Below are 21,063 nucleotides of genomic sequence, written 5' to 3' on the forward strand. Positions count from 1 at the left end.
CCCACATCACATGAGCGGCCAACTTAAGTAATTACTCGCTAACGACTAGGTCGCCGAAATAAGGGAATTCCATCGCGTTAACAATCGGTTTGATATCTAAAGTAGATTTCGCACCCCACGCTAGGTTTTGCCAATGCAGTGGAACAAATGCTGCGTCGTTGTACAAAGTCACTTCGACTTTTTGCAGCATCTGTGCACGTTTCGCAGGATCGGTTTCTACGTTTGCCGCTTCAACCAACTTATCCACTTCTGGATTTGAGTAGTGACCACAGTTGTACTGGCCTTTACCACTCTCTTCGTTACGTGTCATGGTTAAGAACTCGGTGAAGTTTGCTGAGTCTTCAGTATCTGAGTGCCAGCCAATCATTAACAGATCCGCGGCGCACTTATCAAACTCAGGCCAATATTGCGCTTTTGGCATGGTTTTAAGATCAACCTTAATACCAATTTTCGACAACATCGCCGCTGCAGCTTGTGCGACTTTCGCATCGTTCACATAACGGTTGTTTGGCGCGATCATGGTGAGCGTCAGCCCTTTCTCATAACCAGCCTCTTTCATCAGCTCTTTCGCTTTTTTCAAATCAAAACGAGGCACAAGGTTCGCGTCATAACCAGAATAACCCGCTGGGCCTTGTTGGCCAGCTGCTGTCGCAAAACCTTTCATGATTTTGTCAACGATACCTTGGTTGTTGATGGCGTGAACAATGGCTTGACGCACACGAACATCTTTCAGTGCTTCATTGCTGTTTTGGTTCATTTGGAAGGTGATGATGCGCGTACCCGGTAAGGTCACAAGATCAATACCTTTGGCTTCTTCCACACGTTTATGATCGTTTGGCGCAACAGGTGCAATCATATCCACATCACCCGAAAGGAGCGCCGCAACACGAGTGGCATCTTCTTTAATCGGTACTAAGGTCAGTTTGTCTACGTTGCCTTTTGATGCGCTATCCCAATAATCTTTAAAGCGTTCAAATTCCACTTTTACGCCTTGTTCGCGGAAAGTCACTCTAAATGGGCCAGTACCAGAAACGTTGGTCGAAGCAAACGAGTTGCCGTGCTTCACAATTTCAGATTTCTCTTTACCATCAGCCGCTTTGCCCGAATAGAACTTGCTGTCCATAGGGAAGATGTAGGTTGCGGTTTGCAGAACCAGAGGATAAGCGCCTTTGGATACGATCTCGACGGTGTAATCATCTACTTTGACCATCTTTTCATACGGTTCAAAAATAGCTTTGAAATCAGGAGAATCTTGTAAACGATCGAACGTCCAGACCACATCGTCTGCCGTCATTTCGTTACCAGAATGGAATTTTACCCCTTTGCGCAGCATAAAACGGAACGTTGTATCGTTGACACGTTCCCATTTCTCAGCAAGGCGAGGTTCAAAATCAAATGTCTGGGTGTAACGAACGAGAGGATCAAACACCATGTGAGACATTTGTAGCGTACCACCAGATAGCTGCTCATGCGGGTCAAGTGACACTGGGTCAGCATCATAAGCGACGGTAATATTGGCCGCGCTAGCTGCAAAGCTTAAGCCTGCCGCCATCAAAGCTACTGTTAGTTTGCTTTTCATGGTTTTCATTGCATAACTCCTTATGCGGGAATCCAAATCCCTAGTTGTTGTAATTGCTTCTGTTTATTCATTCCAAGCACGCTTGGTCATGATATCTCTATCTGTAACTTTTTTGGCTTACGCCGTTACTACATCTTCTCTTAAGCCCGTAAACTCAGGCATTAAAGAAATCAAATGCTGGCTGTATTGGTGTTGAGGTGACTTAAACAACTGCTCTGTAGGGGCGACCTCCAGTAAGGTCCCCATTTGCATGACGCCGACACGATCGCACATTTGGCGGATCACAGGTAAGTCATGGCTGATGAACAGCATGGTCAAATTGAGCTCATCTTGCAGATCTTTTAATAGGTTTAAGATCTGCGCTTGCACAGACACGTCGAGCGCGGACGTAGGTTCATCACAAATCAATAAGCGAGGACGCGTGGCGAGTGCGCGAGCAATCGAAATACGTTGACGTTGACCGCCGGAAAACTCGTGCGGATATTTCACTCCCGCCATTTTACCTAGGCCTACGTGCTCTAAAAGATCATGCACAATTTGCCGTGTTTCCGCTTCGCTACGGGTTAATTTATGAAAACGAATCGGCTCGGCAATGATATCGAAAATCTTCATTCTCGGATTCATTGAGGTATAAGGGTTTTGAAACACCATCTGCATCTGGCGGCGCATCGGACGGCGCTCGTTTTCCGATTTCAGCGCAGTAAGATCAATCCCTTCAAAACAGACTTTGCCTGAGTTTGGAGCGTACAGGCCCGCAATCACGCGTGCGATGGTTGATTTACCGGAACCTGATTCCCCAACCAAACCAAAAGTTTCCCCTTCAAACACCTCAAAACTGACGTCATTTGAAGCTTGGACATATTCACGGCGACTTTCAAACAATGAGTCTTTGGTCGTAAAGCGTAAATTCACGTTTTCCACAGTCAGCAGTGGGCCTGTGTATTGGCGATTATCTTGGCTCTGACCTAACCAATGGTTTTTAACATCCAGTGGTTTTAACTCACTTGCCTCTTCGATATAGCTCACCAGCGGAAAGCGATCGAGTTTTTTATCTGAGCGAGGAACGGCGGAAATCAAACTGCGCGTATAGGAGTGATCAGGAGCGCCCAACACTTTAGCTGTCGGTCCAAATTCAACCAAGTCACCGCGATACATCACCGCGACGCGATCCGTCACATTCGAGACCACACCCATATCATGGGTAACCAGCATACAGCCAACATTGTTTTTAATGCATAGCTCGCGGATGAGGCTCAAGATTTGATCTTGAATAGAAACGTCTAATGCAGTGGTCGGTTCATCGGCAATAATAAGATCAGGTTCACCCGCCAGCGCAATGGCAATCACAACACGTTGACGCATGCCACCAGAGAATTGGTGTGGATACTGCTTCAAACGGTTTTCAGGCTGAGGAATACCCACTTGCTTCATCAAAGAAAGTGCACGCTGATACGCTTCTTCCTCAGTCACTTTCATATTGGCGTGGATGGTTTCTGTCAGTTGATGTTCAACAGTAAATAGCGGATTAAGCGACGTCATTGGGTCTTGAAAAATAAAACCAATTTTAGAGCCGCGAACTTGGCGCATCTGCTCAGGCGATAGGCCTGAAATCTTCTCGCCATCTAAGAACACATCGCCACTGGCAATGAGACCGGGTGGGCTCAATAAATCGATAACCGCATTACCTACGGTCGATTTTCCGGCGCCTGATTCTCCCACAACCCCAACAATTTCACCCCGCTCGATATTAAACGAAAGCGATTTCACAGCAACGTGAACACCATGACGCGATGGGTATTCAATACGCAGGTTTTTTACTTCTAAAAGTGACATCCCAGACCTCTACGACTTGGGCAGTGTTGTGCCCTGTCTGTAACTACCTTTGAACAACAAAGCGTTCAAAGCCAGTAAAAATGAATCCATTCATACCAGTACAATATTCTGGTAATTAACAAGGCCATCAATTTGGCAAATATTTCACAGAAAAGCAACATCGATAGGATAAAAAGTCGATATCAAATCAAACCAAAGCAGTAACATCGTATTTTTATGCACCACATATGCATTAATCATTGGTATGACCAATATTCTAGCACGCAGTAATACACCCCAAAACATAGACGTTAAGCCTAAGAAAACGCCAATTTACCATGCATTCTAAAAAAGAATGCAGAATAAAATTTCAAATTATATTGCGGCATATCACGTAACACATTAGAAACAAAAACCAGAATAACCAACAAAATGCCAGACTAAAAACTAATGAAAAGGCAGAAAAGCAGTGAATTCATCTGAACAGAAAATTTAGGGTTTAGCCTTTAAACATGATAATTCACTGACTTAATAAGATAGGAGCCAATAAGGAATCGAACATTGAATAGAGAGAATGGTCTTTCGACTGAGGCTTATTAAGATGGCCGGTGAAGAGCCCGGTTTTGAAAATCAGACGAACCCCACTTTGGCTTTCATTGCCTTGATTAAGGCTCCAAACATCAGATGTTAAAAAGCCCCAGTCTTTCGACTGAGGCTTATTAAGATGGTCGGTGAAGAGCCCGGTTTTGAATATCAGACGAACCCCACTTTGGCTCTCATTACCTTGATTAATACTTCAAACACCAGATGTTAAAAAGCCCCAGTCTTTCGACTGAGGCTCATTAAGATGGTCGGTGAAGAGGGATTCGAACCCCCGACCCTCTGGTCCCAAACCAGATGCGCTACCAAGCTGCGCTATTCACCGATATATCTCTTTCTTCTTGATTTTCACCAAGAACGGAAACCGAAGTTACCGAATAATGGGGTGGCTAACGAGACTTGAACTCGCGACAACCGGAATCACAATCCGGGGCTCTACCAACTGAGCTATAGCCACCATCAAACTTTGCAATAACCGCTTGCTTGCCGTTATTTTTCTTTTCATTTTTAACCAATGAGAAGAAAAGAAAAGTGGTCGGTGAAGAGGGATTCGAACCCCCGACCCTCTGGTCCCAAACCAGATGCGCTACCAAGCTGCGCTATTCACCGATACAAATTCATTTTTTGGAATAAACGAGAGAGAACTCTCTGCTCCGCTATTCCTAACATCATGATGCACTATCAAACTAGTCTATTCATCGATGTAAATCTTTTTTCTCGACTTTCACCAAGAAAGGAAACCGAAGTTACCAAATAATGGGGTGGCTAACGAGACTTGAACTCGCGACAACCGGAATCACAATCCGGGGCTCTACCAACTGAGCTATAGCCACCACTGTTTTGCCAATTTGCTACTTATTTACATAAGCATCCGGATGGCGCGCCCGAAAGGATTCGAACCTTCGACCTTTGGCTCCGGAGGCCAACGCTCTATCCAGCTGAGCTACGGGCGCATGCCCTATCGGCGGAGTGGAATAATACGGAGTTCACACTAGGGCGTCTAGTACTTTTTCAACTTTTTTTATCGTTTGACGCCTTTTTCATCAGATAACCATTATTACCTCTATAATAAGGATGTGACTCACCCCTTGAAGATCGCAACTTGTTGTTTATTGCAACAACTTATCGGGATATAATCACCCAATATTTACATTGATTTAACAGCTTGAATGGCTTTTAAATCAGCCACACTCTAAATCTAAGTATAAATAGGTAAGCATGAACTTACCTTTGGAATATAAAGTGAGTTTAATGGATATGTCTCGACGAATCATAAGCGTGTTATTCGCTGCTTTAACCTTTTCTAGTGTTGCATTGGCAACCAGCCAAGCTGAATACGATGCCATTGCTGATCGCATTAAACCTGTAGGTGATGTTTACTTAGCGGGTAGTGAACCCGTTGCGGCAGAGCCGACAGGCCCTCGTGATGGCGCGCAAGTTTATGGTACATTCTGTATCGCTTGCCACTCTACAGGCATCAGTGGCGCACCTAAAATTGGCAATGCCGAAGAGTGGGCTCCACGTATCGCCCAAGGTAAAGATGTATTGAAAAATCATGCACTGCAAGGCTTTAATGCCATGCCAGCTAAAGGAACCTGTATGGATTGCTCTGACGACGAAATCGTTGCCGCCATTGAGCATATGATTGCAGGTCTTTAATACATTAATTCCTATAAAACAAAGGTTTGGCTTTAATTCCAAACCTTTGTTTTTATTATTTTTTAAGCACTATTTCTTAAACATGGCAGCGCGCAAATTAGCAATATGACTTTGTCCTTTCGCCATTCGCTCTTCTTGACTTACTGGCTTTTTGCTCTGTTCCCACTCAACATCGTCAAAGGGTAATTCATCCAAAAAGCGACTTTGTGTGGGTTTAAGCAGTTCCCCGTATTGACGACGTTCTTTACACATAGTGAAAGTCAGTTCTCGCTGCGCGCGAGTTATCCCGACATACATCAAACGACGTTCTTCTTCGACGTTGTCCTCATCGATACTGGTTTGATGAGGAAGAATACCCTCTTCAGTGCCAATCAAATAAACGTAAGGAAATTCAAGGCCTTTCGATGCATGCAGTGTCATCAACTGAACGGCATCACTCTCATCCTCTTCTTCACTTCGCTCCATCATGTCGCGTAGGGTTAAGCGCTGTACAACTTCTTTGAGCGATTTTTCTTGTTGGTCATAGTTGTCACCTTCAAGGTCGGCCACAATCCAAGAATAGAGATCAGAGACGTTTTTCATACGCATTTCGGCCGCTTTGGGGCTTGAAGAGGTTTCATACAGCCAATCTTCATAATGAATATCTCGGACTAATGATCGCACCGCTTCAACGGTATTGCCTCGTTCAGCTTGATCTGAGATAGCCACTAACCATTGCGTAAACTGACGCAAGTTGTCGAGCCCTCTTCCAGACAAATGATGCTCTAAGCCAAGTTCAAAACTGGCCGAAAACAAGCTTTTGCCACGCATATTGGCGTAACTACCCAATTTCTCTAACGTGACTGGGCCAATTTCTCGTTTTGGCGTGTTCACAATGCGTAAAAAAGCATTGTCATCGTCAGGGTTCACCAACACTTTGAGGTAAGCCATGATGTCTTTAATTTCGGCTCTGGCAAAAAATGACGTTCCACCGGATAACTTATAAGGCACGCGGTTTTGCAGCAGCGATTTTTCAATTAAGCGTGACTGATGATTACCGCGGTACAATATCGCGTAATCACGATATTCGGTGCGATTGAGAAATTTATGCGCAATCAGTTCACCAGTGACCCGCTCCGCTTCATGATCTTCATTTTTCGCTAGCAAAACTTTGAGTTTTTCACCCTCAGGGATCTCAGAAAAAAGCGTTTTCTCATACACGTGTGGGTTGTTAGCAATCAGAATATTGGCCGCTCTCAAAATACGGCTGGTTGAACGGTAGTTCTGCTCAAGCTTAATCAGTTTAAGATTTGGGTAATCTTGCCCCAGCAACACGAGGTTTTGCGGTTTCGCCCCTCGCCAAGAATAGATGGATTGATCATCATCACCCACCACGGTTAAACGGCCACGTTCTCCAACCAACAGTTTCACTAACTCATATTGACTGGTATTGGTATCTTGATATTCATCCACCAGCAAGTAGCGAATGCGGTTTTGCCAACGCTGACGAACTTCGGCGTTGTTTTGCAATAACAGCACCGGCATTAAAATAAGATCATCAAAATCGAGCGCGTTATACGCTTTCATTTGCTTTTGATAAAGATCGAAGCAGTAAGCGAACAGCTGTTGTTGTTCACCTTGAGCAAAACCTTTCGCTTGCTCTGGCGTCAACATGTCGTTCTTCCAGTTGGAGATGGTGCTGAGCAATTGGCGCAGCAGATCTTTATCGCCCTCGAGCTGTTTCTCTGTCAACTCTTTGAGCAGCGCAAGCTGGTCTTGGTCGTCAAACAGAGAGAACCCCGCTTTCAAGCCCAAAAATTTATATTCCCGACGGATAATATTGAGGCCTAAAGTATGAAATGTGGAAACGAGCAGCCCTTTTGACTCAGCTTTTCCAAGCGTTTGTGCTACCCGCGCCTTCATTTCTCGAGCGGCTTTGTTAGTAAATGTAACGGCAGCAATGTTGCGCGCTTTATAATCACACTGTTGAACCAAGTAAGCGATCTTGTTGGTAATTACGCGCGTTTTACCCGAGCCAGCCCCCGCCAATACTAGACATGGGCCCGATACATATTTGACGGCTTCGTCTTGTCTTGGATTCAGCTTCATGAGGTACTCGTATCACTTTTATTTGGGCCGTCTATGATAATGCCGCGCTTTACTGATTACTACGTCATTCACCATAAGATTTTTGTCATTTTACTACACTAGTGTATTGCATAAGGGGCTATAGTTTGGTCTATAATGAATGAACGTTCATTCACTGTGAGATGTCAGCATGTCTAACTGTATTCACATGGATAAGTACCAGCAGATATTGGTGGCTGCTGAAAAGCTGATCGCTGAATCTGGATTTCAAGGCTTATCGATGCACAAATTAGCCAAAGAAGCCGGTGTCGCAACGGGAACAATTTACCGTTACTTTGATGACAAAGATCATCTTCTCGTGACAGTTCGCTTACACGTTTGTCAGCACATTGCTGACGCGGTGCAAGCCAATATTGATGATGAGATGCCTTTGAAAGAACGCTTTAAAATGATGTGGCTTAATATCTGGGAATTAGCACAATCAAGCAGTGCAACACTCAGCAACCGAGTTCAATATGAATCATTGCCAACAACAATCAGTTGCAATGTTAAGGAACTTGAGCGAAAAATGTTTGCCAAAGTGGATTTACTATTTGATCAAGGTAAAGAGCAGGGATTATTCAAGCCGTTGGATAACCAGATTTTGTCTGCTTTAAGCTTCGAAACAACGGTCGCCCTTGCCCGTAAAAAAGCGATGGAATGTTATCAACTGGATGACAGCGCACTCAGTGCCGTGATTGACGCCAGTTGGGATGCAATTACTCAACACTAACTTGGAGTTCTGACTAGAATGAAAAAGTGGACATTCTTTATGTTACTTATCGCCTTCCTACTGTTTGGTAGCGTGATAGGTTTTAATCTGTTTAAACAACAAAAAATTGCCGAATTCATGGCCAACCGTCCTGAACCTGAATTTCCAGTGACAGTGACTGATGTAACTCCTGTTGATTGGATCCCAGTGATTGAAGCGATTGGTTTTATTGAACCCAATCAAGGCGTGACACTGACATCTGAAACCAGCGGCGTGATCGATAAGATTTCATTTGAATCAGGAACACCAGTTGAGGAAGACCAACCTTTAGTTTTGCTTGATTCTGCGGTTGAGAAAGCGAATTTAAAAAGCTCACAAGCTCGCCTACCTGCTGCAAAAGCGAAATACGAACGCTATAAAGGTCTATTCGCTAAAGGGTCGATTTCAAAAGAAGCTTATGATGAAGCCGAAGCAAACTACTACTCTTTGTCTGCAGATATTGAAAGTTTAAAAGCTTCCATTGATCGTCGTGAAATCAAAGCTCCCTTTGCTGGTGTGGTGGGTATCCGTAATGTGTATTTAGGCCAATACCTACAGCCAGGCACCGATATTGTTCGCTTGGAAGATACCAGTGTAATGCGTCTGCGCTTTACCGTTCCACAAACGGATATTTCACGTATTTCATTAGGCCAGCAAGTAGATATTTTTATCGATGCTTATCCTAATGCAGCGTTTACAGGATCCATTACTGCGATTGAGCCTGCCGTTAGCGTTCAAAGTGGTTTAATCCAAGTGCAAGCCGATATTCCAAATAGTGACGGTAAACTACGCAGCGGTATGTTTGCTCGTGCCAACATCATCCTGCCGAAATTAGAAAACCAAGTCACGCTTCCTCAAACCGCCATTACCTTCACCCTGTATGGTGATAATGTTTACGTGTTGAAAGAAGAAGATGGCGTTAAACGAGTAGAGCAGCGCGTTGTAAAAGTAGGTGAACGCAAAGGTGCTGTGGCGCATATTTTAGAGGGTGTACAAGATGGAGACATCGTGGTCACTTCAGGTCAAGTGCGCTTAAGTAACCATTCGAAAGTTCGGGTAGTCGAAAGTAATGCGACTACACCACCTGCTGAAACACCGATGCTGTAATTGGAGGAATCATGCGTTTTACTGATGTTTTTATAAAACGTCCAGTGCTCGCGGTATCGATCAGCTTTTTGATAGCTCTGCTTGGTTTTCAAGCTATTTTCAAAATGCAAGTTCGTGAATACCCTGAAATGACGAATACCGTTGTTACAGTGAGTACAGGCTATTACGGTGCAAGTGCCGACTTAATCCAAGGTTTTATCACTCAACCTTTGGAACAAGCAGTCGCACAAGCCGACAACATTGATTATATGACTTCTTCTTCGGTATTGGGTAAATCAACGATTACCGTAACGATGAAGCTCAATACCGATCCCAACGCTGCACTTTCAGATGTGTTAGCAAAAACGAACTCGGTACGCTCACAGCTTCCTAAAGAGGCCGAAGATCCGACGGTAACTATGTCTACCGGCTCAACCACCGCGGTGCTGTATATTGGTTTCACTAGTGATGAACTTAGTTCAAGCCAAATTACTGACTATCTTGAGCGTGTATTTAACCCTCAAATATTCACCGTCAACGGCGTCTCTAAGATTGACTTGTATGGTGGCATGAAATACGCCCTTCGTATTTGGCTTGATCCAGCAAAAATGGCAGGACTACAGCTCACTGCGGGCGATGTGATGAACGTGCTGAATGCCAACAACTATCAATCAGCAACAGGACAAGCCACTGGCGAATTCGTGCTGTATAACGGTAGTGCCGATACGCAAGTGTCAAATGTCGATGAGCTGAAAAACCTGGTGGTTAAAACGGGCGACGGCAATGTTATTCGCCTAGGTGATATTGCAAACGTCACGCTAGAAAAAAGCCATGATGTTTACCGCGCAAGTGCAAACGGCCGAGAAGCGGTTGTAGCAGCCATCAACGCAGCACCTAGCGCAAACCCAATCAACATTGCTCAAGATGTGCTGGATCTGTTACCGCAGTTAAAGCGTAATCTACCAAGTAACATCGAAATGAACGTGATGTATGACTCCACGGTGGCGATCAATGAATCGATCCACGAGGTCATAAAAACCATCGCTGAAGCCGCCTTGATCGTACTTGTCGTCATTACTCTATTCCTAGGCTCTTTACGGGCCGTTATCATCCCGATTGTTACCATTCCACTATCCTTAGTTGGTGTTGCTATGGTAATGCAGGGAATGGGCTTCTCATGGAACTTGATGACACTGCTAGCGATGGTATTGGCTATCGGCCTTGTGGTGGATGATGCAATCGTTGTACTAGAAAACGTTGACCGCCACATTAAGCTGGGTGAATCACCATTTCGTGCCGCGATTATTGGTACTCGTGAAATCGCCGTTCCGGTAATTGCGATGACGCTGACACTGGGTGCCGTATATGCACCGATAGCGATGATGGGTGGCATAACAGGCTCACTCTTTAAAGAGTTTGCACTCACGCTGGCTGGTGCTGTATTTGTTTCAGGTATTGTTGCACTGACACTTTCACCCATGATGTGTTCTAAAATGCTTAAAGCGCACGAAGAGCCCAACAAGTTTGAACAAAAAGTGCATGGATTACTTGATTCAATGAGTAACCGCTACGCGAAATTACTCGAGAAAGTAATGCAGCGCCGTCCTGTCGTGATTGCCTTTGCGGTGATCGTGTTTGCCAGTCTGCCTATGCTGTTCAAATTCATTCCAAGTGAACTTGCCCCTTCTGAAGATAAAGGCGTGGTCATGTTAATTGGTACGGGTTCTTCGAATGCGAACTTGGACTATTTACAAAACACCATGAATGACGTGAATACGATTCTGTCTGAACAGCCAGAAGTCCAGTTTGCTCAAGTCTTTACCGGTGTTCCAAGCTCCAACCAAGCGTTTGGTATTGCCTCGATGGTGCCTTGGAGTGAACGCCAGGCAAGCCAAGCTGAGGTTGCCACTCGAGTCGGCACCTTAGTGCAAGATATTCCAGGCATGGCCGTGACGGCCTTCCAAATGCCTGAACTTCCCGGCGCAGGCTCTGGATTGCCAATTCAATTTGTCATCACTACACCCAATAGCTTTGAAAGTTTGTTTGCTATTGCCACTGAAGTGCTAACAGAAGTGAAAGCAAGCCCGATGTTTGTGTACTCCGATTTAGACCTCAATTACGATTCTGCGACGATGAAAATCAATATCGACAAAGATAAAGCTGGGGTTTATGGCATCACGATGAAGGATATTGGCACGACATTAGGGACCATGATGGCGGATGGCTATGTCAACCGCATCGATCTCAATGGCCGCTCTTATGAGGTGATCCCGCAGGTTGAACGTAAATATCGCCTCAACCCTGAATCGATGAATCACTACTTTGTGCGTGCCGTTGACGGAAAAATGATCCCATTAGGGAGCCTAATTACCATTGATGTGATTGCAGAGCCGCGCTCACTGCCGCACTTTAACCAGCTAAACTCGGCAACCGTCGGAAGTGTACCGGGCCCAGGAGTTGCAATGGGTGATGCGATTACGTGGTTTGAGGATGTTGCCGCAACTAAACTGCCCGCAGGCTACAACCACGATTATATGGGTGAAGCACGTCAATACGTGACTGAGGGAAGCGCACTCTACGCGACCTTTGGTTTGGCACTCGCCATCATCTTCTTGGTACTGGCGATTCAATTTGAGTCGTTAAAAGATCCATTGGTTATCATGGTATCTGTTCCTCTCGCCATTTGCGGAGCATTAATTGCACTGGCTTGGGGCGCAGCAACCATGAACATCTACTCGCAAGTAGGGTTGATTACACTGGTTGGTCTTATCACCAAGCACGGTATTCTTATTTGTGAAGTAGCGAAAGAAGAGCAGCTACACCATAACAAGTCTCGCATCGAAGCGGTGATGGAGGCAGCCAAAGTGCGTCTTCGCCCAATTCTAATGACGACAGCAGCGATGATTGCAGGTTTGATCCCGTTGATGTACGCAACGGGTGCAGGTGCAGCTCAGCGCTTTAGTATTGGTATTGTGATTGTGGCAGGTCTTGCGATTGGTACACTATTTACGCTATTCGTACTGCCTGTGATTTACAGCTATCTAGCCGAAAAACATAAGCCACTGCCTGTGTTTGTTGAGGATAAAGACCTCGAAAAGCTAGCCAGAGTTGACGAGGCCAAAGCAGTACAACGCCGACTCGCTGAAAATAAATAACACAATATAATTAAGACTGCTTCAAAAAAGGCCACCTCAGTGGCCTTTTTCTTACCTTGAATAACGACATTCTCAGCTCAATTGCTTAGAATGGAGACAAACTGACAGGAGTGTAAGCCGCTATGTTTGACCCTAAAAAACTTGAGCAAATTGCCAAACAAATTCACGATTCAATGCCTCAACCCGTAAAAGATTTGGGTGCCGACGTTGATCAAAAAATCCGCCAAGTGATCCAAGGCCAATTAAATAAATTGGACGTGGTAAGCCGTGAAGAATTTGATGTACAGACTCAAGTATTAATGCGTACTCGCCAAAAGCTCACTGAGATGGAGCAAAAATTGGCCGAGCTAGAAGCGAAAATCACCGCCAAATAATATTGCCCGGTTGAGATAAAAATTTCCCAATAAAAAAGGCTTGGTCAACGGCGACCAAGCCTTTTGTTTTATATTGTGTTTGCTTTTGTATTTATTCTTTCCAGTCAGTCTGGAGCTTTACGTCATCATTCTCGTCATTGAAAAGGGGCGAACTCTCAGCCCCTTCTTAACCACCGGAAGGTGAATTAGCCTTTAGCCACCGACGGCAATGCGTTTCATATCTGTCATGTAACCGCGCAACTCTTCACCGATGTACTCAACCGGATGGTTGCGAAGAATTTCGTTCACTTCAATCAGGGTCGCGTTATCAACGAAATTCGAGCTTTCACCAAGGCCTTTACCAATCACATCAGTAGATACTTTTGGCATGAACTTTTCGCGCAGTAACGGTGTTGCGACATTGGCAAACAGGTAATTACCATACTCTGCTGTATCAGAAATAACCACGTTCATTTCATACAAACGCTTACGTGCTACTGTGTTGGCAATCAGTGGCAGCTCATGCAGGGATTCATAGTAAGCTGACTCTTCAACAATACCGGAAGCCGTCATAGCTTCAAATGCCAGCTCAACCCCAGCGCGAACCATGGCAATCATCAAAATACCTTTGTCGAAGTACTCTTGCTCAGTGATCTGTACATCAGACTGTGGGTAGTTTTCAAACGCAGTTTCACCGGTTTCAGCACGCCAGCCCAGCAAATCAGCATCATCGTTGGCCCAGTCAGCCATCATAGTGCTAGAGAAATGACCAGAAATAATGTCATCCATATGTTTGTTGTACAGTGGGCGCATCAAGTCTTTAAGCTCTTCAGACAGCTCAAACGCTTTGATTTTTGCTGGGTTTGATAGGCGATCCATCATGTGAGTGATGCCACCAAATTTCAGCGCTTCGGTTACCGTTTCCCAACCGTATTGCAGTAGTTTACCTGCGTAACCTGGGTCAATACCTTCTGCTACCATCTTCTCATAGCACACAATCGAACCCGCTTGTAGCATGCCACACAAGATGGTTTGCTCGCCCATAAGGTCCGATTTTACTTCGGCAACGAAAGAGGATTCCAAACAGCCAGCACGATGACCGCCCGTTCCGGCCGCCCAAGCTTTTGCGATATCCCAACCTTCACCTTGAGGGTCATTTTCTGGGTGAACAGCAAGCAAAGTCGGCACGCCGAAACCACGCTTATACTCTTCACGCACTTCGGTTCCCGGGCACTTAGGCGCCACCATCACAACCGTGATGTCTTTACGGATCTGCATCCCTTCTTCAACCACGTTAAAACCGTGAGAATACCCTAATGCTGCACCTTTTTTCATCAGCGGCATGATGGTTTCGACAACATTGCTGTGCTGTTTATCTGGCGTTAGGTTAATGACCAAGTCTGCTTGAGGGATGAGCGTTTCATAGCTACCCACTTCAAAACCGTTCTCTTTAGCATTTTTATAAGACTGACGCTGTTCGTCAATCGCTGCTTGACGCAATGCATAAGAGACATCAAGGCCAGAGTCTCGTAAATTTAGACCTTGGTTTAAACCTTGTGCACCACAACCGACAATCACTACTTTTTTACCTTTGAGGTACTCGGCTTCGCTTTCAAACTCAGAGCGATCCATAAAGCGGCAACGACCAAGTTGGTCAAGTTGTTGGCGTAGATTTAGGGTATTGAAATAGTTAGCCATGTTAGCGCTCTCCTTTAAAGATTCTTTCCATCAGGTCGGTTTCTAGAACCGAATAAACTGATACTAAAGCAGACATCAAGTTGCTTAAAGTGATATATTCACAATTAGTTATTGCAATTTATGCAACGTGATGTGATTAACTTATGAACATTAAAAACCTGCAGATGTTTATCCATCTGTGTGAGAGTAAAAACTTCAGTAAGACCGCCGCCGCGATGCACATCAGCCCATCCGCGCTCAGCCGGCAGATCCAGAAGCTGGAAGAAGAAACTAGCCAAAGCTTATTTGTGCGTGATAATCGTAGCGTTGAGCTAACGCCATCAGGCAGTAAACTGGTTCCTGTTGCACTCAAAATCATTACAGAGTGGCAGCAATATAACGTACAAATGAAAAACCAAAACAGCGTATTACAAGGGGAAATTCGCTTGTTTTGCTCAGTCACCGCCAGCTACAGCCACCTGCCTCAGTTACTGTCCGATTTTCGAGTTCGCCATCCGTATATTGAGTTCAAACTCTTGACTGGCGATCCTGCTCAAGCGATTGATAAGATTTTGAATGATGAAGCGGATATTGCCATTTCAGCCATGCCCGAACAGCTACCAGCTCGCGTTGAATTTGAAACGATTGGTGAAATACCCTTATCGGTGATCGCGCCGCTCGGGATCAGTAGCTTTATCGAACAACTGCAAAATGACACACCCGATTGGTCAGTTGTCCCTTTTATTGTTCCTGAAGCGGGAACGGCAAGAGATAGAGCCAATGCATGGTTTAAAAAAATGAAGATCAAACCCAATATTTACGCGCAGAGCTCAGGGCATGAAGCGATTGTCAGCATGGTCGCGCTCGGTTGTGGTATCGGCATTGCGCCAGATGTGGTGATCAACAATAGCCCGGTGAGAGATAAGATCCAGCGCCTTAAATTAGCACCCGTAAAACCATTTCAGCTCGGTGTGTGCTGCAAACGCTCACAGCTTGATAACCCATTAATCAAAGCATTGTGGGATGTTGCAGCGAATAAATACCTGACACCATAACTCATCCCTCTTTTCAAAGAAAAAGCCACTGACGAGCAGTGGCTTTTTGATTCATGGTAAGGGCGTTAAATTACCCGCGAAAATTGTTGCTGACGAGCACGAACACGCAAGTATTTATCAAAGCACATGCAGATGTTGCGGATCAACAACCGCCCGCGCAAAGTAACGCGGATCTCTTTTTCATCGACTTCCACTAACTCATCATCAATAAAAGTTTGTAGCAACTCAAGATCTTGCTTGAAGTAATGATTAAACGTCACGTTAAACTGTGCTTCAATTTGGCTTTTATCCAATTTGAAATTGCAGATAAGCTGCTTGATCACTTCGCGACGAAGTAAGTCATCACTATCCAGTGCCACCCCTTTCCAGAGTGCATGACGTAACTCATTGACTTGCTCATAGTATTTTTTCAGCTCTTTTTGGTTCTGCGCATACGCATCCCCAATCATTGAAATGGCTGAGACACCAAAGCCAACTAAGTCGCAGTTACCTTGCGTGGTATAACCTTGAAAGTTGCGATGTAAAATGCCTTCACGCTGCGCGACGGCCAACTCATCATTGGGCAGAGCAAAATGGTCCATGCCAATGAACTGATAACCAGCACCCGTTAAGGTCGCGATCGTGTCTTGTAATATGGCCAGTTTTTCTTCCGCCGTAGGTAGATCTTCATCTTTAATCTTACGCTGCGCAGCAAACAGCTGCGGCATGTGCGCGTAGTTAAATACCGACAATCGCCCCGGCTTCATCTCCAACACTTGCGCTAATGTTTTAGCAAAAGAGCCTTTAGTCTGCTTAGGCAAGCCGTATATGAGATCAAGGTTGGTTGAGCGAAAACCCAGTTGTTTAGCTCGTTCCGCCATAGCAAAAATAAAGGTTTCATCTTGCTCGCGGTTCACCAGCTTTTGCACTTCTTTGTTGAAATCTTGTACGCCGATGCTCAGGCGGTTAAATCCTTCGCTGCGCAGGTGATCAAGCATCTCTAACTCAATTTCACGCGGATCAACTTCAATACTGATTTCTGCGTCATTTTCAAAGCGGAACTCACCACGCAAAATGGCCATTAAACGGCTAATTTGCAATTGAGTTAAAAAGGTTGGTGTGCCGCCACCGAAATGCAGTTGTGTGACTCTACGGCCATGTAGCAAAGAGGCTCGTTGGCGAATCTCATGTTCGAGCACATCCAAATAGTCGTCGGCTTTATGCGAATGACGGGTAATCACCTTATTACAACCACAGTAGTAACAAAGTTTGTGACAAAACGGGATATGAATATAAAGCGAAAGTGGCCTGTCAGGGTATTGGGCACACGCCATATCATAATCGGCAATAGTAAATGCTTCATGGAATTCAAGTGCTGTAGGATAAGAGGTATAACGCGGGCCTGAATAGTTATACTTATCTAAAACAGCTTGATCCCATACGATCTGTTGGCTGGGTACGACTTGCGAAGACATGCTGTGCTTTCCGTTCGAAACTTTGACGGGCTATTTTGCCACATGACAATGATGGACGTCGGGTGACAAAACGAAATTTGTGTATAAATGTTCTAAACTGCTAACGCGATCACTCACTCGAAAGAGGCAGTCGAGCCATTACATCATTTGAATCGGAATTTGACTATTCAAAGGGGCAATGCGTTTTTGCAGAACTTTTAACTCTTCAACAATCGCATCCATTAAACGGGCCTCCGCCTTTTGGCGCACTAAGTTATGCTTCATTCGCTCTTGTTTAGCGAGTTGGCTGCGCTCTTCGCCACGCGGCATATCCTTCACTATATAATACAGTTCGGAAATAGCGGGATACGAACTATCAAAGTCGATTCTCTGTTCGCCTTGAACATAATCCATAATGCAGTAGACACGGATGCTGATCTCGGAGAGATCACATTGGCCTTGAATCCCAGCCATGCAAAGCGTATTTACGCTATCAAAAATATTTGCATTGCGTTTTTCAATGGCCAATGTTTGATGTTGAAGCTGCAAATCCTTTTGCTTTTTCAGTTGCAGCAGAAGGTAACCAGCGTAAGACGCTAAGCCGAGAATAATGATTCCACCAGCAATGGCTAACAAGGTTACATTCATGGCACTTTCTATCCTTTTAAATCATTTAGGTCGAAGCCTTCAAAATCTGATAATAAATCATCATCTGAACGTGATTTTTTGGCACTACCGCCAGTCACGATTGGCTCGAAAACATCTTCTTGCTCTTCAGCATACAGACCAAGTTGCTTCATCAGTGCTTCAATACGATCGAGTTTCTCATCAACGTATTTTTGTAAGCCGGCACCTAGGTTTTCGCCATTATCAATACGATCGAGCAACACGTTCAATTGCGCATCATTTTCCAGCATTTCGAGCTCTTGCTCAGCCGACAAACGACGCTCTTGCTTGGTCATTTTCTTCGCTGGCTCAACCACCAGAGGAATTTTTTTCTTGCTGCCTAAACGTGGATCGCGCGCTTTAGCGGCTTCTCGCTGCTGCTGATCTGAACCATCGGAATGGCGGCTACCCGCTTTCAGACCTTTCTGTTTTTTAACTCGCTTACGCAAACGGCCTTCAACATCTGCCTCACTGCGATTACGCGTGACAATCACGTCGCCTTCACCGGCTGAACCCGGCTTTCTCGATTTTTTACTACGGCTCATTACTGGGGTTTCCTCAGTAAAATTACATCATTACCAATAAATTCAAGTTCAAGCTCATCCCGCTTGGCCAAGTACTGGAAGGTTTCACGACTAAAAAAGATCACATGTGTGAGATCATTTTTGTAGTGCCACCCAGCAAACGCCTCCACGTCTTTGACTAGTTTGGTCATTAACCCAATCCAGCCTCCTGGCTTAACTAAATTTAACCATTGCTGCCAAACTTGGTGCGGCTTATGTAAATGCTCAATCACTTCAGTGGCAGTCATAAAATCATAGGTCGCCTGCAACACCTTTTCATCTGGATGAAAAAAGATATCGTATAACGACATTGTGTGCCCAGCCTCTTCCAACATAATGGATAAGGTTGGCCCCGGCCCACAACCAAAATCTAACCCGTTAGATGCCGGAGAAAGCCTCTCCAACATCGGCGCACAAACGCGTGACAAAAACTGACGATAACCCCTATCCTGCGGGTTATTTTCATGCAAATCATAAAATGCTTTTTCCGCTTTTTCGTCAAGACGATGTTCAGGGCTAACAAACACAAGTGCACAGTGTTGGCACTGCAGATAAGGGCGAACTTTATCGGCAAAATAAGGAACTATTTGTTCACTAAAACATAATGGGCAAATGTGCATGTAACATCCTCAAACAGGGATGCGCAACATACCAGAAAGTGGCATTAGAGTGGAGAGTCAGCGCGTATTTTTTCACCAGCTAGGCAAAAAAAGATAAAAAAAGCGATAGGTAAGCCGATCATTGAACAAAAAATTACGTTTTCTTCAGCACAAAAGAAAACGCCCTAGCTCAGTGCTAAGGCTTTTTCAAACAACAGTGCTCGAACGGTGTAGGGTTTAGTGAAGGCCGCCAACGTATTTAGAAAGTATTTCGATGTCAGTGTCGCTGAGCTTTTTCGCGACATCACGCATCATGGCATTCATATCATTATTACGAGCGTCATCGCGGAATTTTTGCAGTTGAGCTTTGATGTAGTCAGCATGCTGACCAGAAATTTTAGGGAAACCTGAAAGCTCAGTACCATTACCACGTGGACCATGACACGCAATACAAGCGGTTAAACCACGCTCTGCATCACCTGCGCTATAAAGTGCTTTTCCTTTCACTGCAACGTCTTCAGGCGTTGAGTTCGCTGAAATAGTTTGTGATGCAAAATACGCTGCAAGATCAGCTATATCTTCGTCGCTAAGAGGCATCGCCATGGCACTCATTACGGGGTCGTAACGACCTTGTTTGCCACCGCTTGTCATTCCCAGCTTGAGATCATGCAATTGCTTCTCTATGTATTTCTCATGCTGACCAGCAATTTTAGGATAGATTGTAAGTAGACTATTGCCATCAGCACTGTGACAGGCAACACACGTTTGGGATTTTGCTTTACCAGCTTCAATGCTGCCTTGGGCCCACACTGAGCAGCTGGCTAAAAGACTCAAGATTAGCGCTAATTTCTTCATGACATTCCATTTATAATTATCAAGCTTCCAGTACCACTTTGCAGTTGCTACTCACTCTCAGTGGCGACTCATGGTACAATAGGCGACCTTATGCCGAGCACGGTTATTTTACACAATTTCACAAAAAAGTAATCAATCGACTACACAAAGTCGAGATGGAGTTAACAGTGAGCGTAAAAATTCATTATCAAAACACGCATTTCATTACCAGTGCGCCTGACATTCGTCATCTACCTGATGATGAAGGGATCGAAATTGCGTTTGCAGGACGCTCCAATGCAGGTAAGTCGAGTTCGTTGAATCGCTTAACGAATCAGAAGAGCTTGGCTAAAACCAGTAAAACTCCGGGTCGAACCCAACTGATCAACCTATTTAAAGTCACTGAAGGTTGTCATATTGTGGATTTACCGGGCTATGGTTTTGCTCAAGTTCCTTTGGAACTAAAGAAAAAATGGCAAAAATCATTAGGTGAGTACCTACAAAAGCGCAAGAGCTTAAAAGGGCTGGTTGTGCTAATGGACATTCGCCATCCGATGAAAGATCTCGACCAACAATTGATTTCTTGGGCTGTCGATTGCTACATCCCAGTACTAGTACTACTGACTAAAGCGGACAAGCTAAAAAGTGGCGCACGTAAAGCTCAAGTGTTAAAAATTCGTGAAGAGGCACGCTCTTTTGGCGGCGATGTCACTGTCGATGCTTTTTCATCATTGAAAGGCTTAGGCGTCGATGTGCTGCGTAATAAATTGGATACGTGGTTTGCACCCGCACTCGCACATTTAGCTGAGCAAGAAACAGTGGAAGAGATGGATGAGTGTGATTCAACTCACTTAGAAGAGATAGAAGAGAATCCAGACCATTCTGCACAACACTAATTCTGTAGAACACTAAAAATCGTGACTCCAACAGAGCCCTACTTAATCGTGGGGCTTTTTTATAGGCTTTAAATCCAAATGCGAATGGTAAAAATAAAAATCCCCACCATCCTGGTGGGGCAACGGGAGAGAAGTAGGAGGTAATTTATTATTGTTTTGCTAAGCATTCCTTAATCCCTCCAACTTTTCAATAGGTCAAAGAGTCATCAATTCACTCACCCACAGAACACTCCTCTGGC

Annotated in this window: 16 protein-coding genes and 5 tRNA genes; 7 read left to right on the plus strand and 14 right to left on the minus strand. The window is 44.8% G+C overall.

Annotated elements, in window-relative coordinates; genetic code table 11:
• Positions 1-31: 31 nt before the first annotated feature.
• The 7 genes from AACQ21_RS11980 to AACQ21_RS12010 form a co-directional block, all read right to left on the minus strand.
• Positions 32-1,588 (minus strand): ABC transporter substrate-binding protein, encoded by a 1,557-nt coding sequence (locus AACQ21_RS11980; RefSeq protein ID WP_026029171.1) that lies wholly within the window; start codon positions 1,586-1,588, stop codon positions 32-34.
• A 108-nt stretch (positions 1,589-1,696) separates the two neighbouring features.
• A complete protein-coding gene (locus AACQ21_RS11985) occupies positions 1,697-3,412 on the minus strand; it encodes a dipeptide ABC transporter ATP-binding protein (RefSeq protein WP_019281822.1) in 1,716 nt (571 codons plus the stop codon).
• 827 nt (positions 3,413-4,239) lie between these two features.
• Positions 4,240-4,316 (minus strand) — tRNA-Pro (locus tag AACQ21_RS11990).
• A 56-nt stretch (positions 4,317-4,372) separates the two neighbouring features.
• A tRNA-His gene (locus tag AACQ21_RS11995) sits at positions 4,373-4,448 on the minus strand.
• 75 nt (positions 4,449-4,523) lie between these two features.
• A tRNA-Pro gene (locus AACQ21_RS12000) sits at positions 4,524-4,600 on the minus strand.
• A gap of 148 nt (positions 4,601-4,748) precedes the next feature.
• A tRNA-His gene (locus AACQ21_RS12005) sits at positions 4,749-4,824 on the minus strand.
• A gap of 43 nt (positions 4,825-4,867) precedes the next feature.
• Positions 4,868-4,944: transfer RNA gene (locus AACQ21_RS12010), tRNA-Arg, on the minus strand.
• Between the two features lie 298 nt (positions 4,945-5,242).
• Here AACQ21_RS12010 and AACQ21_RS12015 point away from each other — a divergent pair.
• The gene (locus AACQ21_RS12015; protein ID WP_088718017.1) at positions 5,243-5,650 is read left to right on the plus strand and encodes a c-type cytochrome; all 408 of its coding nucleotides are present in this window, start codon (positions 5,243-5,245) and stop codon (positions 5,648-5,650) included.
• Positions 5,651-5,719: 69 nt separating this feature from the next.
• Here the strand turns inward: AACQ21_RS12015 and rep are convergent, their stop codons facing one another.
• Positions 5,720-7,738: a DNA helicase Rep gene (gene rep / locus AACQ21_RS12020; RefSeq protein WP_017048508.1), complete on the minus strand. Its 2,019-nt coding sequence runs from the start codon at positions 7,736-7,738 to the stop codon at positions 5,720-5,722.
• Positions 7,739-7,907: 169 nt separating this feature from the next.
• On the opposite strand from rep, the gene AACQ21_RS12025 reads away from it, so the two are divergent.
• The 4 genes from AACQ21_RS12025 (at position 7,908) to ubiK (ending at position 13,122) form a co-directional block, all read left to right on the plus strand.
• The gene (locus AACQ21_RS12025; RefSeq protein ID WP_105976531.1) at positions 7,908-8,489 is read left to right on the plus strand and encodes a TetR/AcrR family transcriptional regulator; all 582 of its coding nucleotides are present in this window, start codon (positions 7,908-7,910) and stop codon (positions 8,487-8,489) included.
• Positions 8,490-8,507: 18 nt separating this feature from the next.
• Positions 8,508-9,614 carry an efflux RND transporter periplasmic adaptor subunit gene (locus tag AACQ21_RS12030; protein WP_105976532.1) on the plus strand — a complete coding sequence of 369 codons (1,107 nt, stop codon included), beginning with the start codon at positions 8,508-8,510 and terminating at the stop codon, positions 9,612-9,614.
• A gap of 11 nt (positions 9,615-9,625) precedes the next feature.
• Entirely contained in the window at positions 9,626-12,748 is a 3,123-nt protein-coding gene (locus tag AACQ21_RS12035) for a multidrug efflux RND transporter permease subunit (RefSeq protein ID WP_105976533.1), read from the plus strand.
• Between the two features lie 122 nt (positions 12,749-12,870).
• On the plus strand, positions 12,871-13,122 hold the full coding sequence (gene ubiK, locus AACQ21_RS12040) for a ubiquinone biosynthesis accessory factor UbiK (protein WP_010319855.1): 252 nt from the start codon (positions 12,871-12,873) through the stop codon (positions 13,120-13,122).
• A gap of 192 nt (positions 13,123-13,314) precedes the next feature.
• On the opposite strand, the gene ilvC is transcribed toward ubiK, so the two are convergent.
• On the minus strand, positions 13,315-14,799 hold the full coding sequence (ilvC, locus tag AACQ21_RS12045; RefSeq protein WP_013855650.1) for a ketol-acid reductoisomerase: 1,485 nt from the start codon (positions 14,797-14,799) through the stop codon (positions 13,315-13,317).
• A 143-nt stretch (positions 14,800-14,942) separates the two neighbouring features.
• On the opposite strand from ilvC, the gene ilvY reads away from it, so the two are divergent.
• A complete protein-coding gene (gene ilvY, locus AACQ21_RS12050; RefSeq protein WP_105976534.1) occupies positions 14,943-15,833 on the plus strand; it encodes an HTH-type transcriptional activator IlvY in 891 nt (296 codons plus the stop codon).
• A 65-nt stretch (positions 15,834-15,898) separates the two neighbouring features.
• Here the strand turns inward: ilvY and hemN are convergent, their stop codons facing one another.
• The 5 genes from hemN to AACQ21_RS12075 all read right to left on the minus strand — a co-directional run bounded on the left by hemN (position 15,899) and on the right by AACQ21_RS12075 (position 19,949).
• Positions 15,899-17,287, minus strand: a complete 1,389-nt coding sequence (gene hemN / locus AACQ21_RS12055; RefSeq protein WP_047690293.1) for an oxygen-independent coproporphyrinogen III oxidase — start codon at positions 17,285-17,287, stop codon at positions 15,899-15,901.
• A gap of 138 nt (positions 17,288-17,425) precedes the next feature.
• Positions 17,426-17,914, minus strand: coding sequence for a DUF2489 domain-containing protein (locus AACQ21_RS12060; RefSeq protein WP_013855647.1), 489 nt, complete (start codon positions 17,912-17,914; stop codon positions 17,426-17,428).
• Between the two features lie 8 nt (positions 17,915-17,922).
• Positions 17,923-18,477 carry a Der GTPase-activating protein YihI gene (gene yihI / locus AACQ21_RS12065; protein WP_013855646.1) on the minus strand — a complete coding sequence of 185 codons (555 nt, stop codon included), beginning with the start codon at positions 18,475-18,477 and terminating at the stop codon, positions 17,923-17,925.
• Complete coding sequence (locus AACQ21_RS12070) at positions 18,477-19,115, minus strand: class I SAM-dependent methyltransferase (RefSeq protein WP_013855645.1); 639 nt, start codon at positions 19,113-19,115, stop codon at positions 18,477-18,479. The genes yihI and AACQ21_RS12070 overlap by 1 nt, the downstream gene beginning before the upstream one ends.
• A 216-nt stretch (positions 19,116-19,331) precedes the next feature.
• Positions 19,332-19,949: a c-type cytochrome gene (locus tag AACQ21_RS12075; RefSeq protein WP_013855644.1), complete on the minus strand. Its 618-nt coding sequence runs from the start codon at positions 19,947-19,949 to the stop codon at positions 19,332-19,334.
• 167 nt (positions 19,950-20,116) lie between these two features.
• On the opposite strand from AACQ21_RS12075, the gene yihA reads away from it, so the two are divergent.
• The gene (yihA, locus tag AACQ21_RS12080) at positions 20,117-20,824 is read left to right on the plus strand and encodes a ribosome biogenesis GTP-binding protein YihA/YsxC (protein WP_017048504.1); all 708 of its coding nucleotides are present in this window, start codon (positions 20,117-20,119) and stop codon (positions 20,822-20,824) included.
• Positions 20,825-21,063 lie beyond the last annotated feature (239 nt).

Origin of the sequence: Vibrio sp. V01_P9A10T6, assembly GCF_963877065.1 — a bacterium.
GTDB classification, from domain to species: Bacteria; Pseudomonadota; Gammaproteobacteria; order Enterobacterales; family Vibrionaceae; genus Vibrio; species Vibrio anguillarum.